Source organism: Tatumella ptyseos ATCC 33301 (genome assembly GCF_000735525.1).
GTDB classification, from domain to species: domain Bacteria; phylum Pseudomonadota; class Gammaproteobacteria; order Enterobacterales; family Enterobacteriaceae; genus Tatumella; species Tatumella ptyseos.
Genome location: NZ_JMPR01000004.1, coordinates 136,060 through 151,589, shown reverse-complemented (window position 1 = coordinate 151,589; position 15,530 = coordinate 136,060). Strand labels below are relative to the sequence as shown.

Annotated in this window: 11 protein-coding genes and 1 tRNA gene; 9 read left to right on the top strand and 3 right to left on the bottom strand. The window is 49.8% G+C overall.

Annotated features, from left to right (window positions below; translation table 11 throughout):
* Window positions 1-40: 40 nt before the first annotated feature.
* Both GTPT_RS00755 and GTPT_RS00750 read left to right on the top strand, forming a co-directional pair.
* Window positions 41-1,468, top strand: a complete 1,428-nt coding sequence (locus GTPT_RS00755) for a M20 family metallopeptidase (protein WP_025903914.1) — start codon at window positions 41-43, stop codon at window positions 1,466-1,468.
* Window positions 1,465-2,727: an MFS transporter gene (locus tag GTPT_RS00750; protein ID WP_029991159.1), complete on the top strand. Its 1,263-nt coding sequence runs from the start codon at window positions 1,465-1,467 to the stop codon at window positions 2,725-2,727. Before GTPT_RS00755 ends, GTPT_RS00750 begins: the two co-directional genes overlap by 4 nt.
* A 59-nt stretch (window positions 2,728-2,786) precedes the next feature.
* Here the strand turns inward: GTPT_RS00750 and GTPT_RS00745 are convergent, their stop codons facing one another.
* The 3 genes from GTPT_RS00745 to GTPT_RS00735 all read right to left on the bottom strand — a co-directional run bounded on the left by GTPT_RS00745 (window position 2,787) and on the right by GTPT_RS00735 (window position 6,094).
* Window positions 2,787-4,286, bottom strand: coding sequence for a helicase HerA-like C-terminal domain-containing protein (locus tag GTPT_RS00745; RefSeq protein WP_029991158.1), 1,500 nt, complete (start codon window positions 4,284-4,286; stop codon window positions 2,787-2,789).
* 377 nt (window positions 4,287-4,663) lie between these two features.
* Window positions 4,664-5,338, bottom strand: a complete 675-nt coding sequence (locus GTPT_RS00740) for a MarC family NAAT transporter (protein ID WP_029991157.1) — start codon at window positions 5,336-5,338, stop codon at window positions 4,664-4,666.
* 240 nt (window positions 5,339-5,578) lie between these two features.
* Entirely contained in the window at window positions 5,579-6,094 is a 516-nt protein-coding gene (locus GTPT_RS00735; protein WP_025903918.1) for a YjjA family protein, read from the bottom strand.
* Between the two features lie 483 nt (window positions 6,095-6,577).
* On the opposite strand from GTPT_RS00735, the gene GTPT_RS00730 reads away from it, so the two are divergent.
* The 7 genes from GTPT_RS00730 to GTPT_RS00700 all read left to right on the top strand — a co-directional run bounded on the left by GTPT_RS00730 (window position 6,578) and on the right by GTPT_RS00700 (window position 15,506).
* Window positions 6,578-6,662: transfer RNA gene (locus tag GTPT_RS00730), tRNA-Leu, on the top strand.
* A 199-nt stretch (window positions 6,663-6,861) separates the two neighbouring features.
* Window positions 6,862-8,121, top strand: a complete 1,260-nt coding sequence (locus GTPT_RS00725; protein WP_029991156.1) for a tyrosine-type recombinase/integrase — start codon at window positions 6,862-6,864, stop codon at window positions 8,119-8,121.
* Window positions 8,122-8,379: 258 nt separating this feature from the next.
* Window positions 8,380-8,547, top strand: coding sequence for a hypothetical protein (locus tag GTPT_RS17375; RefSeq protein WP_156022699.1), 168 nt, complete (start codon window positions 8,380-8,382; stop codon window positions 8,545-8,547).
* Between the two features lie 135 nt (window positions 8,548-8,682).
* Window positions 8,683-9,264 (top strand): restriction endonuclease subunit S, encoded by a 582-nt coding sequence (locus GTPT_RS00720; protein ID WP_029991155.1) that lies wholly within the window; start codon window positions 8,683-8,685, stop codon window positions 9,262-9,264.
* Between the two features lie 3 nt (window positions 9,265-9,267).
* Entirely contained in the window at window positions 9,268-10,791 is a 1,524-nt protein-coding gene (locus tag GTPT_RS00715; protein ID WP_029991154.1) for a type I restriction-modification system subunit M, read from the top strand.
* On the top strand, window positions 10,781-11,938 hold the full coding sequence (locus GTPT_RS00710) for a restriction endonuclease subunit S (protein ID WP_071780143.1): 1,158 nt from the start codon (window positions 10,781-10,783) through the stop codon (window positions 11,936-11,938). The genes GTPT_RS00715 and GTPT_RS00710 overlap by 11 nt, the downstream gene beginning before the upstream one ends.
* A 286-nt stretch (window positions 11,939-12,224) precedes the next feature.
* Window positions 12,225-15,506 (top strand): type I restriction endonuclease subunit R, encoded by a 3,282-nt coding sequence (locus GTPT_RS00700; RefSeq protein WP_029991149.1) that lies wholly within the window; start codon window positions 12,225-12,227, stop codon window positions 15,504-15,506.
* Window positions 15,507-15,530 lie beyond the last annotated feature (24 nt).

The following is a 15,530-nucleotide window of genomic DNA, read 5'->3' as shown; positions in this document are numbered from 1 at the left end:
GAACAATAAAATAATTCTCATAATAAACGCGGACAGACAAATGACAGCAGAAAAAGCAGTAGCCAGCGCCAGTGCCTGGTTTGACAGCGGGGAGTTTAAACGAGTTCTGGCGCGCCGGGTGGCGATCCGTTCCGAAAGCCAGCGCGATGATCGTGATGAGGCCATCCACGCTTACCTGACGCAGGAAATTACCCCCGCGATGGAAGCGATGGGCTTTACCCTGACGCCACTGGCGAACCCGCAGGCCCCTGAACGGCCGATGCTGCTGGCCACGCGCATTGAGGATCCCGCTCTGCCGGTGGTTCTGTGCTACGGGCATGGCGATGTCGTGTTCGGTGACGATGAAAACTGGCGCAGCGGTTTAGACCCCTGGTCGCTGACCGAAGAGGGTGACCGCTGGTATGGCCGGGGCAGTGCGGATAATAAAGGCCAGCACTCGGTGAATATCGCGGCGCTGGAACAGATTTTTGCGCTGCGTGGCGGCAGCCTGGGGTTTAACTGCAAATTCCTGTTTGAGATGGGGGAAGAGATCAGTTCACCGGGTCTGGCAGAAGTGTGTGAACAGCACCGCGAACTGTTACAGGCCGACGTCTTTATTGCGTCTGACGGGCCAAGGCTGGATGCGGAAAGCCCGACGCTGTTTCTCGGATCCCGCGGGGCAGTAAATGTCCGTCTTACGCTGCATGCCCGTGATCGCGACTACCATTCCGGTAACTGGGGGGGCTTGCTGACTAACCCTGCTACCCGCCTTTGTAATGCCATTAGCAGCCTGGTCAATCAGCACGGGCAGTTACAGGTCGCGGCGCTGAAACCCCCGGCCATTACGGACAGTGTCCGTAAAATATTAAGTGAAATTGAACTCCGGCCGGGTGCGGACAGCCCGCAGATCGACCCTGAATGGGGTGAAGCCGGTCTGACCCCGGTTGAGCGGTTGTACGGCTGGAACACGCTGGAAGTGCTGGCGATGACCAGCGGTAATCCGCAGCGACCAATGAACGCCATTCCCGGAAAGGCCACGGCGGTCTGCCAGCTTCGCTTTGTGGTGGGCACTGACTGGGAAAATATTGCGCAGCATCTGGAAAATCACCTGGCTGCCGCTGGCTTTGCGGATGTAAAAGCAGAACTGTTACGGGGCAGCCCGGCGACCCGGCTGGATCCTGAAGATCCGCTGGTGGGCTGGGCGCTGGCATCGATGCAGAAAAGCAGCGGCAAAAAGCCGGCGTTACTGCCTAACCTGGGCGGATCCTTACCGAACGATGTGTTTGCCAATATCCTGCAACTGCCGACGCTGTGGATGCCACACTCGTATCCGGCCTGCGGTCAGCACGCGGCGGATGAACATATGCTCAAATCTATTGCCCGTGAAGGCCTGATCATGATGACCCACCTGTTGTGGGAATTCGGTGAAAAAGGTGAGCAGTTAGTGGCAGAGCATAAGGCATACCAGCAGCAGGGGCAGGGATCATGAGCACTCATCCGGCCCGTCAGGCTCCGAACCTGTACAAAACGCTGTTTTCCACCTGTGTCGGTAATGCGCTGGAATGGTTTGATATCGCGGTCTATGGCTTTTTTGCCCGGTATATTGCCCATGCGTTTTTCCCGACCGAAAATCCGTCCGTGTCATTGTTGCTGACCTTTGGCAGCTTCGGTGTCTCGTTCCTGATCCGCCCGCTGGGGGCGATTGTGCTCGGTGCGTATGCGGACCGTCATGGCCGGAAAAAAGCCCTGATGCTCTCGATAACGCTGATGACGTTCGGCGGCGCGATGATTGTCTTTATGCCGGGCTATGCCACTATCGGACTGGCGGCCCCGGTACTGATCCTGCTGGCGCGGCTGATCCAGGGGTTTTCCGCCGGCGGGGAGTTCGGCAGTTCGACCGCGTTTCTGGTAGAGCATTTTCCGCATCGTAAAGCCTTTATTGCCAGCTGGCAGTTCGCGACCCAGGGGGCCAGTACGCTGCTGGCCTCGGCGTTCGGACTGGGGCTGACCCAGTGGCTCAGTGAAACAGAAATTCAGCAATGGGGCTGGCGCATCCCGTTTATCTTCGGTCTGCTGATAGGGCCGGTCGGCTGGTATATTCGTCGTCATGTACATGAGCCGGAGAGCTTTGTCAGTCAGCAGCACGACCATTCGCCGCTGAAGCAACTGATGGGCAGCCAGCGTCATCTGTTAGTGCTGGCGATTGGCCTGATGGTGATCTCAACCGGGATCAACTACATGCTGAACTATGTACCGACCTACGCCACGAAAAACCTGCACCTGGCCGGTAAAACGGCCTTTACCGCCACCCTGCTGGCCGGGGTGATCCTGACGGTTGTGACTCCGCTGGCCGGGCTGTGGGCTGAGAAAGCAGGGCGCCGTCCGCTGATGTGGACATCGCTGGTATTACTGCTGATCACCATTTATCCGGCCTTCAGTCTGGTGGTGAACCATCCGGATGCCAATATGCTGATCCTGCTGGTGGGCTGGCTGGCACTGCTGAAGTCGGTCTATTTTGCGACCGTGCCTTCGATGATGGCCGACCTGTTCCCGGTCAGTACCCGTGCCAGTGGTATGGCAATCAGCTATAACATTGCGGTGACGGTGTTCGGGGGCTTTGCGCCGCTGATCTGTAGTCTGCTGATCAGTGCTACCGGGACCAGTCTGGCTCCGGGATACTATCTGATGGTGCTGGCGGTCATGAGCAGTGTTGCACTGGCGTACACCCGGCGTTATCAGCATGCCTGAGATGTAAAAAAGCAGAGGGGGCCATTGATGGCCCCCTTTTTGTGAACGGGATTTGCGGATTACTTCCTGCCACCAAACAGACTGCCGAGCACGCCACGCAGGATCTGGTTAGTGACCTGCCGGGTGGCGGTTTTTGCCATGGTCTGAACCACACCATCGTGCCGGCCGCCCCGTGGCCCGGTATAGCCGAACAGAATTTTCTTCAGGCCGTCGATGACCGGATTTTCCTCACCTGCGGCACTGCCTTTTGCCGCAGGCGCATGGCTCTGATCACCTGCCGACTGTATCCCTTTTTGCAGCAATTCATAGGCGGATTCTCTGTCCACGACTTCATCGTATTTACCATACAGGGGAGAGTGGTTGATCAGGCCGTTACGTTCGTCGGCGGTCAGCGGGCCCATACGGGAGCCGGGCGCAATCACCATCGCCCGTTCGGTGACGGACGGGCTGCCTTTTTCATCCAGAAAAGAGATCAGGGCTTCGCCGGTGCCCAGGTTACGGATGGCTTCTTCCGTATCAAAGGCCGGGTTAGGGCGCATTGTCGTGGCCGCCGCTTTTACCGCCTTCTGATCTTTCGGGGTAAAGGCCCGCAGGGCATGCTGTACACGGTTACCGAGCTGCCCCAGTACCGTTTCCGGGATATCCGACGGGTTCTGGGTCACAAACCAGACACCGACCCCTTTGGAGCGGATAAGACGCATCACCTGCTGGATTTTTTCCAGCAGCACGGCCGGGACATCATCAAACAGCAGATGGGCTTCGTCGAAGAAAAACACCAGCTTCGGTTTCTCTGCATCCCCGACTTCCGGTAACTGCTCATACAGTTCAGACAGCATCCACAGCAGGCTGGTGGCATACAGTTTTGGCATCCGGTAGAGCTTTTCGGCGCTGAGGATATTAATGATGCCGCGTCCCTCTGCATCGGTACGCATCCAGTCACGGATATCCAGCATCGGCTCACCAAAGAAATACTCTGCCCCCTGTTGTTCGAGAGCCAGCAGGCCACGCTGGATGGCACCGACCGATGCTGTACTGATATTGCCGTATTCGGTAGTGAAGGATTTTGCGTTATCACCGATGTATTGCACCATCGAACGCAGATCTTTGAAATCCAGCAATAACATGCCGCGATCGTCGGCAATCCGGAAGATTATCTGTAACACGCCGGACTGAATATCATTCAGGTTCAGCAGCCGGGCGAGTAACAACGGCCCGAGGTCCGACACTGTGGCACGGACCGGATGCCCTTGTTCACCGAAGATATCCCACAGCACGACCGGGTTGTCCTGCGGCTGCCAGTCGGTGACGCCGATGTTATCCAGCCGGGCCTGTAGCTTTTCGCTGCTGACTCCGGCTTTCGCAATCCCACTGAGGTCACCTTTTACATCGGCCATAAAGACCGGGACGCCGATGGCAGAAAAAGATTCCGCCATTTTTTGCAGGGTGACCGTTTTCCCGGTGCCTGTCGCGCCGGTGATCAGTCCGTGGCGGTTGGCAAGGGCCGGAAGCAGGTTCAGGGTCAGTTCCCGGGTGCGGGCGATGAGTAAAGGTGCAGTCATTCGATGTTAATCTCTGGGGTTAGCGTGAGTCTTTTTATCATCTCACTGTCGGTGGTGATGATCCAATCGGTGTTATCTTTTACACCGTCGGCCCCGGAAGGACGGCCTTCACAAGGCTCTCCGGCCGGTGTTTCTCAAACTATAGTCAGAGACACCTGAAAAATATACCCGGTTTCCTGCAGGGAATTGACGGGGGCTATCACGATCTGCACTTTATCAATGCAGCCGTCCCGCGGCCGGAGCAGGAAGCAGCAGGCGTTAAAGGAATGGGATTTCTGTCAGCAGGATGGCTCAGCGGGAGCCATAATATCCCTGTCGATCCGCGACACTAAGCACGCGGGTACCGTATGAAGGCCCCGCGATGCCGGGGACCGGATTCAGCTCAGATGAGTGGCAACGTCCAGCACACCGTTAATCACAAACTGTACGCCCATACACACCAGCAGGAAGCCCATCAGACGCGAAATCGCTTCAATACCGCCTTTGCCGACCAGACGCATAATCGCTCCGGAGCTGCGCAGGCATAACCACAGAAGGAGGGCCACCAGCAGGAAGGTGATCACCGGAGCGACATGTAACACCCAGACCGGAAAATCCCCGCTTTTTACGGTGGACGCGGTACTGATAATCATCGCGATGGTGCCAGGCCCGGCGGTACCCGGCATCGCAATCGGCACAAAGGCGATATTGACCTGCGAGTCATTAGGCTCAGCGGCTTTTATCTCTTCCTGCTTATGCTGTACCTCCAGGGTATCGTGAAGTTTCTGCACCGGGAAAAGCATCCGGAAGCCGATAAATGCCACAATCAACCCTCCGGCAATACGCAGCCCGGGGATAGAGATACCGAAGGTATCCAGCACTGCATTTCCTGCATACCACGCCATCATCATAATCAGAAAAACATAGACTGAGGCCTGGAATGCCTGACGGTTGCGCTCGCTGAAATTCATCCCGCCGGACAGGCCGAGGAACAATGCCACGCTGGTTAACGGATTGGCCAGCGGTAATAATACCACCAGCCCCAGCCCGATAGCCTTAATAAGTTCCTGCATAAAACCCTCGAATGTTCAGAACACCGGGGACCGCTGTTTTCCGGTTACCGGCAAGGAGACTCAATAAGTCATTTTTTCGCCTGCGCGGGGCACAGTATAGTGTGATGCACAGTGCGGGCAGGAGCGAAAGTTGCTTCGACACCTAATGCAAAACGGTAACAGAAAAGCGTGAACAGAGCAGCAAAGGGATAAAACAGGGGGAATAAACTCAGTGCAGGCAGGGCCTGCACTGACGAGGGATCACATGCCGAGGTATTTTTTACCCTGATCGAGAACCACGTTACAGGCTTTGGTTTTCAGTTTTTCACCCATCGCGGTATTGCTCAGGTTTTTCAGGCTGATTTGCTGATTATTACCGGTATTCAGCAGACCCTGAAGCCCTTCCAGATAACCGGTCTGCTTCTGTTGTGCGCTGGTATCCGTCAGGCCCAGTTTGCTTTTCAGCTGGTCGGTGACTGAAGAAACATTATTTTTTACCAGGTTGTTCTCTGCACAGTACTGCAGGATCCCGGTGGCGTTGCTCATACTGTTGGAACTCACTGCTTTATTACCGCCAGCCAGTAAACCGGTGATAGAGGATAAGGATAAGCCGCTTTCAGCGCCGGTACTTTTACCGCTGGTGGCTGAAGAGGAATCCATGAGATCCGACGCTGTGCTGCTCAGTTTATCCTGCCAGCTTGAAGCACAGGCGGAAGCACTCACCAGAGCGGTAATCAGGCCCATAGCCAGTAAAGGGGTGCGTGTCGATTTATTCATTAATACAGCCTCATTTTGCTTATCTTTTATTTCCGGTACTCAGTTTAGTCTGTTATTGCTTCGGATTAGTTCCTTTTTTCTGTTCCCCTGGCTATCGCGCGGCAAAATAGGATTTCTTCCCGGGCATTACCGCCGGGCCCGCCAGGGATTACCCGCCGGCAAACACAAACCACCCGGACGTACTCCCGGGGCTGATCACCGGCCACTGCTCGCTAAACGGCTGAAGCCCTTCGGGCCCCGTATTGCGGGACGGAATGCCCAAAAACCGGGACGTAAAGACCAAAGACCCCGGACATATCAGAGATTATTGCTATTCCGGCAGGACAAAAAGGGTGATAAAAGGGGGAGAGCGATGCCCATCCGGGCCTGTAACGAAAGCCGGAGTGTTTGTTTTTCCAGCGATTAACGCGTTACCTAATGGAATCATCTTGCACCCGCCACCACTCAGGGTATAATCCCGTTGTTTTCCGCATACCCTTCAGTGCCGAAGTGGCGAAATCGGTAGACGCAGTTGATTCAAAATCAACCATCGAAAGATGTGCCGGTTCGAGTCCGGCCTTCGGCACCATCGGAACATCAATAGACGTCAATGGACGTCTTTTTTTGTGCCTGAAATCCGCGATACACAAGGCTTTACGCGATTTTCCTTTCAACAGAAGTCAATCTGAGTCAACCCACATCAAGTCGCTTGTGAGTATAGAACCGAGTATATATGCTGGTTCGATAATGGTTGTATACTCACAGCGGCACATGGAAGGAGAACTTTTATGGCTCTGACAGATATCAAAGTGCGTTCTGCAAAACCGCAGGAAAAGGAATACACCCTTGTCGATGGGGATGGCATGTTTTTGCTTATTCATCTTAACGGTTCAAAATACTGGCGGTTCCGCTTTCGTTTTGGTGGTAAGCAGCACCTAATGGCGTTTGGAGTTTATCCTGAAACGTCATTAGCTGATGCTCGTCAAAAGAGGGAAGAGGCCAGAAGGCTTGTTGCTGCTGGAATCGATCCTCGCGAACACAAACGTGCGGTGAAAGAAGAACAGGCGAAAGAAAATATTACCTTTGAGTCCGTTGCCAGAGAGTGGCATGCCGCAAATAAAAAATGGTCAGAAGAACATAGCCGACGGGTGCTGAAGAGTCTGGAAGACAATCTGTTCTCTGCAATTGGCAAGCGCAGTATCGAAGAGCTAAAGACTCGCGACCTGCTTGCCCCCATTAAAGTCGTTGAGGCTACAGGTCGCTTTGAAGTCGCTTCTCGTCTTCAGCAACGAACAACTGCCATCATGCGTTATGCCGTCCAAAGTGGCTTGATTGATTACAACCCGGCTCAAGAGATGGCTGGGGCAGTTGCTTCCAGCAACCGTATCCATCGACCTGCACTTGAGCTGAAACGCCTACCTGAACTACTCCACCGAATTGACTGTTACACGGGACGCCTGTTGACCCGCCTGGCCGTTGAACTCACCTTGTTGATATTCATTCGCTCTAGCGAATTGCGCTTTGCTCGTTGGTCTGAAATAGATTTTGAAACGGCAATGTGGACGATACCGGCTGAACGAGAAGCTATCGAAGGGGTAAAGCACTCACACCGGGGTTCAAAGATGCGCACACCTCATTTGGTGCCATTATCTCATCAGGCTTTAGCAATCCTCAGACAGGTTCACAAGATTAGCGGCGAGCGCGATTTTGTTTTCGTTGGAGATCACAACCCTCGTAAACCGATAAGTGAAAACACGTTGAACAAGGCACTTCGTGTTATGGGTTATGACACAAAAGTAGAGGTTTGTGGGCATGGTTTCAGGACAATGGCCTGTAGTTCGCTGATTGAGTCAGGATTATGGTCTAGGGATGCGGTTGAGCGGCAGATGAGCCATATGGAGCGTAACTCTGTGCGAGCTGCGTATATTCATAAGGCTGAGCATTTGGACGAGCGTAGATTGATGCTTCAGTGGTGGGCGGATTATCTTGATGCAAATCGGGAGAAAGGAGTCAGTGCATTTGATTTTAAAAACATAAGGAACAGTTAAATATTCAATTAAAACAATGCATTAGAATAATTAAGCCATTAACGATCACAGCTTCTTAGGGGATAACGTTCTTCTGTAGAGCTGCTACTGTACATAAAAAACTTGTTGACTTTGATATCAGCCTGAGCAAATATAAGTGCATCAACTCACTTTTATTACAGTAGCGGTCGTACAGAGAAGAGTGATTTGTGCGATTGGTTCCAGCCTTTCGCGAACCTCAAACCCGAAGCGTCTAAACTAGGATAGGAGATCGAATCCATGGCATTTTATCAAGTTTCTTACGATTTGCAAAAGCAGATTATTACACTTAGCGTAACAACAGAAGTAAATCCGGCAGCGTCTGATGCTAACATTATGGCTTTACAAGGTTCATTATCGCTCACTAAGTTGCTGCGTAAATTCATTGGGCTGTTCTGGTTTTGGTAATATTACTCTCGCTTCACATATAAAGTTATGCAGGCGTGAATTATCAAAATAAGGGCTTCATGAGCTCATAGCTAAGCCCTTTTTATCCTCTTTAAGATTAGTGCATCAGTGATGATGCACTTAACTGAGGCCATTATGCCAACAAAGTTATACAAGATAGGTGATTTGGCTGATATTCGCTCAGGCTATACGTTCCGGGGGGCTGTCGAACCGGTGGCTGATGGAAATGTACGCATATTACAGATTAAGGACCTTGAGCTGGATTGGCAGAGAGATTATGACGCTTTACCGGCGATTAGTTGGGAGCAACGTGTTGAACCACCTTTCCTAAGACAAGGTGAAATCGTCGTTGCCGCCAGGGGGAACCGGAACGTTGCGGTTGTCTATAGCAGTGATATCCCAGTAGTAGCTACCAGCCAGTTTCTGATCATTACCCTTCGAAGGGAAGAGCGCGAGATAGCTCCTGAATATCTGTGTTGGGTACTTAACCATCCCGTGACACAGCAAATGTTTAATCGCAGTGGTACCAACATCCAGCTTATTACTAAAGCGGCATTGCTGGATGTGGAGATTCCTATACCACCGGTGCATACCCAACGACAACTTATTGAGCTCCAACGAGTCTGGCAGGAAGAAGATAAATTTATCAGCAAGTTACAAAAAAACCGCCACCAACTTGAGCTTGGTATTTTGCAAAAATTACTTAAGGATAAATAGGTTATGAGCAACAAAATCGATCAAGACCGTATTAACCGGGTGCTGTGGGGCGTATGCGATATCTTCCGTGGCACCATCAGTCCTGATACCTATAAAGACTTTATCCTTACCATGTTGTTCCTGAAGTATATTTCTGATGTATGGCAGGATCACTATGATGGATACAAAGAAGAGTATGGCGATGAGCCGGAACTGATCGAAGAGATGATGAAGAACGAACGGTTCGTTCTGCCAAAAGAGGCCAGTTTTTATGCGCTTTACAAACGCCGTAATGAACCTGGCAACGGCGAGCGTATCGACGAGGCGCTTCACGCCATTGAAGAAGCTAACGGCACCAAGCTGAAAGATGCCGGGAAAAGCGTTTTCCAGGACATTACTTTCAACACCGATAAACTTGGCGAAGAGAAACAAAAGAACGGGATCCTCAAAGAGCTTTTGGTGGAGTTCGCTAATCCAGAGCTGAATCTTAAGCCTAGCCGCGTGGGCGGGTTGGACGTAATCGGTAATGCGTATGAATACCTGATCGGTAAGTTTGCCGCCAACAGTGGTCAGAAGGCGGGTGAGTACTATACCCCACCGGAAGTGTCTGAACTGATGGCGGAACTGTTGGATCCTCAAACTGGCGACACTATTTGCGATCCAGCCTGTGGTTCTGCATCCTTGTTGATGAAATGTGGCCGTAAGGTAGTACAGCATCATGATTCTAAACAGTATGAGCTCTATGGCCAAGAAGCCATCGGCTCAACCTGGTCGCTGGCGAAAATGAACATGTTCCTGCATGGTGAGGATAACCACAAAATTGAGTGGGGCGACACCATTCGTAACCCCAAACTGCTGGATAAAAATGGCGATTTAATGCTGTTTGATGTGGTTACCGCTAACCCACCGTTCTCGCTCGATAAGTGGGGGCACGATGACGTGGAAAACGATAAGTTTGGTCGTTTCCGTCGAGGCATGCCACCAAAGACTAAGGGTGATTACGCCTTTATTCTGCATATGATCGAAACCATGAAGCCTAAAACTGGGCGTATGGGGGTTGTAGTCCCTCATGGCGTGCTGTTCCGTGGTTCAAGCGAAGGCAAAATCCGTCAGAAGCTGATTGAAGAAAACCTGCTGGATGCAGTGATTGGGTTACCCGAAAAACTATTTTTTGGTACCGGTATTCCTGCAGCTATTCTGATTTTCAAAAAGCAGAAAGTTGACGATAAAGTGCTATTTATCGATGCCAGTCGTGAGTATGAGCCGGGTAAAAATCAGAATAAGTTGAGTGCGGATAATATTGCCAAAATAGTTAAAACCTATCGTGATGGCGATAACGTCGATAAATATGCTTATCTTGCCAGCCAGCAGGAGATCCGCGACAACGACTACAACCTGAATATTCCCCGCTATGTCGATACCTTTGAAGAAGAACAGGAAATTAACCTGATGGCAGTCCGCGCCGAGCGCAAGCAACTGCAAGCGCAGCTGGCTGAGCTGGAAGTGGAAATGGCGGAGTATCTGGAGGAATTGGGCTATGGTGCCTAATGGATGGAAAATAATACCTATCAAAGATGCTTGTGAAGCTATCATCGACTGTGTAAACAAAACTGCGCCTGTTGTGGATTATAAAACCAATTTTAAGATGTTGCGAACTACCAATGTCCGTAATGGGCGGGTAAATACCCAGGATGTGCGTTATGTAACAGAAGAAACCTACTTACAATGGGTAAAAAGGGGAAAGCCTAAAAGAGGAGATATCATTTTTACACGGGAAGCGCCTGTTGGTGAAGCCGGCATTCTTGAGGAAGATAATGGGGTATTCCTAGGTCAAAGAACCATGATGTACAGAGCAAACAATGATCTAGCTGATAATTACTATCTTTTTTACTCATTATCAAGTGAGTATTGTCAAAAGCAGATTGATAATTTTAGTAACGGGGGGACCGTAGCACACATGCGTGTGCCCGATTGTGGAGAAATATTGATTAATCTCCCACCTCTTATCGAACAGAAAAAAATCGCCCAAATCCTTTCTACATGGGATAAGGCGATCGCTACCACTGAACAACTGCTCACCATAAGCCAGCAGCAAAAAAAAGCACTGATGCAAAAATTGCTTACGGGAAAGAGGCGTTTCTCGGAATTTAAGGGGGATTGGAAGAGCGTAGAGTTAGGTTCTCTTCTGGAATATAAGCAACCTACCCCCTATTTGGTAAAGTCAACTGATTACAACAATGATTATGAAACCCCAGTTCTTACGGCTGGGAAAACATTTATTCTTGGTTATACCAATGAACCAGAGGGTATATATAAAGATAAATTACCCGTGATTATTTTTGATGACTTCACAACAGATAGTAAGTTTGTTGATTTCCCTTTTAAAGCTAAATCAAGTGCAATGAAGATACTTACGGCAAGAGAGGGTATTTCTATCAAATATGTATTTGAGGCTATGCAGATGCTTGATTTCACAATTGGGGGGCATCAACGTCACTGGATATCTATCTTTTCTAATCTAAAAATAGCTATCCCTGAGATAGCTGAACAGCAAAAGATTGCTTCTGTTCTCTCAACTGCTGATTCTGAGATCAAAACTCTAAAACAACAACTCAATCGCTTGGAACAAGAAAAAAAAGCCCTGATGCAGCAACTGCTCACCGGTAAACGCCGGGTGAGAATGGAGGCGGAATAACGGGTAAGCATCTACCGCAAGCTTCGGTGGGTGAGTTCCTGTTGTTTCAAATCGACGATGGCCGTGCGCGTGTTGAGTGTCGCTTTCAGTTAGATATGCAGTGGCTTACTCAGGCATCCATGGCTGAGCTATATGATAAGGATGTTAGTACAATTAAGGAAGATCTGATCAACATCATTGCTAAAGTCGAGCTTGCTCGAAGTTTAACCACCCGGAAATTCCGGATAGTTCGTCAGGAAGGAAAGCGTCAGGTTTCCAGAGAGATAGAGCACTATAAGGGAGTATAATGAACACCCAATATGCCCCAAAATTTCAGGAAGAATACAGTGCTAAGCTTCCGGCTTTGGCGCTGCTGAATAACCTTGGCTGGTCTTACCTTTCTCCTGAAGAGGCTTTGGCTACCCGGGCAGGTAAACCCGATCAGGTTGTGTTGACCCACCTGCTCAGGGAGCAACTGGCAAAGCGTACTTTTACGTTTGGTGGGCAGGAATATTCTCTTTCTGACAAGGCTATTGATAATCTGATTGCTGAAGTCAACAGCCCGGCCTTGAATCAGGGCTTACTCGCTGCCAATGAGCGTCTCTATAACCACTTGATGTATGGGATTTCCGTTACCGAGTTTATTGATGGTAAAAAGGCGAACCCAACTATTGCCTTAATCGATTGGCATCATCCAAAGAATAACAGCTTTGTCTTTACCGAAGAGTTCACAGTAACGCGCGCTAACGGTGTTGGATCCCGTAGGCCTGATATTGTCTGTTTTGTGAACGGTATTCCATTGGTGGTCATTGAGGCAAAACGTCCGGATGGTAATGCTAAAAAAACCCCAACCATTGGTGAAGGAATATCACAAACTCTGCGCAATCAGCGGCACGATGAAATTCCGCGCTTGTTTGTTTACAGCCAGTTGCTGTTATCGATTAATGGTCATGATGGTCGGTATGGTACTTGTGGAACATCGGCTAAATTTTGGGCCACCTGGCGTGAAGAGGACCTCTCTGATGCTGAAATGTACGTCATCAAGAACCAAAAACTTCTACCTGAACAGCTAGATAAGCTTTTTGGTCACAGACCGGTAGCAGCCAGAGAATGGTACCAAGGTTTGGTAGCTGCGGGAGAATTGGCAGTGACCGGGCAAGATAAGCTGTTAATCAGCCTATTGTTGCCTGAACGTCTCCTAGATATGGTTCGCTTTTATACACTGTTTGATAAAAAGGTCGGCAAGGTTGTTGCTCGTTATCAGCAAGTTTTTGGTATCAAACGCTTGATTGAGCGTATCAATACCAAAAGACCTGATGGTAGCCGTGAGGGTGGCGTTATTTGGCATACCACTGGTTCGGGTAAATCGTTGACGATGGTATTTCTGAGTAAAGCGCTTATCTTGCATGAAAGTTTAAAGCAATGCCGCATTGTGGTAGTTACCGACCGCGTCGATTTGGAAAACCAGCTTAGCCGTACCTTTATCTCTAGTGGAGAGCTCTCTGGGAAGAGGGACAAGTCAGCGGCGATCGCGACATCCGGTAGGCGTTTGGCAGAGCAGATTGGTAAGGGCACTGAGCGTATTATCTTCTCGTTGATCCAGAAGTTTAATACGGCCATCAGGCAGCCTGAATGCATCAATACCAGTTCAGATATTATTGTGTTGATTGATGAAGGCCACCGTAGCCAGGGTGGTGAAAACCATATCCGCATGATGCAGGCGTTGCCGAAAGCCGCATTCGTTGCTTTTACTGGTACTCCATTGCTGAAAGATGATAAAACGACCAATAAATTTGGTTCTATCATCCATGCTTATACGATGCAGCGAGCAACGGATGATAAAGCCGTAACACCACTACTTTATGAAGAGCGCATTCCCGATCTGGATGTGAATGAACGTGCTCTCGATAGCTGGTTTGAGCGAATCACCGAAGGATTAAGCGACCAGCAAAAAACCGATCTTAAACGCAAATATGCCAGTAAAGGGCAGATCTACACCGCAGACGATCGTATTCGTCTGATTGCATTAGATATTGCCAATCACTTCGTGAAAAACATCGACGAAGGTTTAAAAGGTCAGCTTGCTTGTGACAGTAAAGCCGCTGCCATCAAGTACAAGAAATATCTGGATGAGGTCGGGCTGTTTGAATCCGCGGTGGTGATCAGCGCCCCTGACACGCGTGAAGGTAACACCGAGGTTGATGAATCTACCGCACCTGAAGTTGTTAAATGGTGGAAAGAGAATGTCGGTCAACAGGATGAACAATCCTACACCAGAAATGTGATATACCGCTTTGATAAAGACGATTCGCTGAAATTGCTGATTGTGGTCGATAAGCTGCTAACCGGCTTTGATGAGCCCAAGAACGCTGTGCTTTACATCGATAAGCAGCTCAAAGGACACAACCTGATTCAGGCGATAGCTCGAGTAAACCGTTTACACCCTAAGAAGAAATTCGGTCTGCTCATAGACTATCGTGGCATTCTTAAAGAGCTGGATACCACCATAGAGAAGTACCAGAAACTTGCATCCCGCACTCAGGGTGGTTATGAGATTGACGATCTCGCTGGGCTCTATAATCAGATGAGCACCGAATACAAACGTTTACCGCAGCTTTATAAAAACCTGTGGGCGATTTTTGACGGTGTGAAGAACAGGCAAGATACCGAGCAACTGCGTCAGGTATTGGTGCCACGCATTGAAGAAAAAAATGGCGAATTGGTCGATGTGCACCTGAAAATACGTGAAGACTTCTACGAGGCATTGACTGAATTTGCCAGTTGTTTAAAAGTTGCATTGCAATCAGCCACCTTCTTTGAAGACAAGAGCTTCAGTGAAGATGATCGCCGTCATTACAAAGAGACGGTGAAGCAGTTCTCCAGTTTACGCCAGTTAGTGCAGCAAGATGCCGGTGAGCGTATCGACTATGATGAGTATGCCGAGCAGGTCAAAAAGTTACTCGATAAGCATGTTGTTGGCGTAGCAGTTCGGGAGCCTGATGGTGTTTACGAAGTAAACAAGATGGGGCAAGCGCAGCCAGAGGAGTGGAGCGAAGATAAAACCCGTAACGAAACCGACATCATAAAAACGCGTGTTACTCGTATGATCGAGCAAGAACTGCGTGATGATCCCTATGCGCAGGAGGCATTCTCTAAGCTATTACGGCAAGCTATCGAAGAAGCTGAGAAGTTATTCGAGCATCCGCTCAAGCAATATATGCTTTTCCGGGAGTTTGAAGAGCAGGTGCAGGAACGCCGTTTGAATGATATTCCAGATGCATTCGCCGGCAACCATCATGCTCAGGCTTACTTTGGCGTATTCAAGAAAATGCTGCCTGAGGTTTTCTCGATTACCGATTCACAAGTTCAGGATAAGTGGATAAAACTGGCGTTTGATGTGGATCGTTCAGTTGAAACCTCGGTGGCAGAAAACTCGATAAACCCGCAGAACATTGAAGCAGATATCAGGAAAAAGTTGCTGCCATTGATGTTTAAAGAATGTAAAGCCATTGGCGGCGGTATGGACCAGGCGAAGAAGATCGTCGAGATGATTGTACAAATTACCCGTGTCGGATTGAGTGGAGTGTAAGCTGTGCCCATTCACACGCAAACG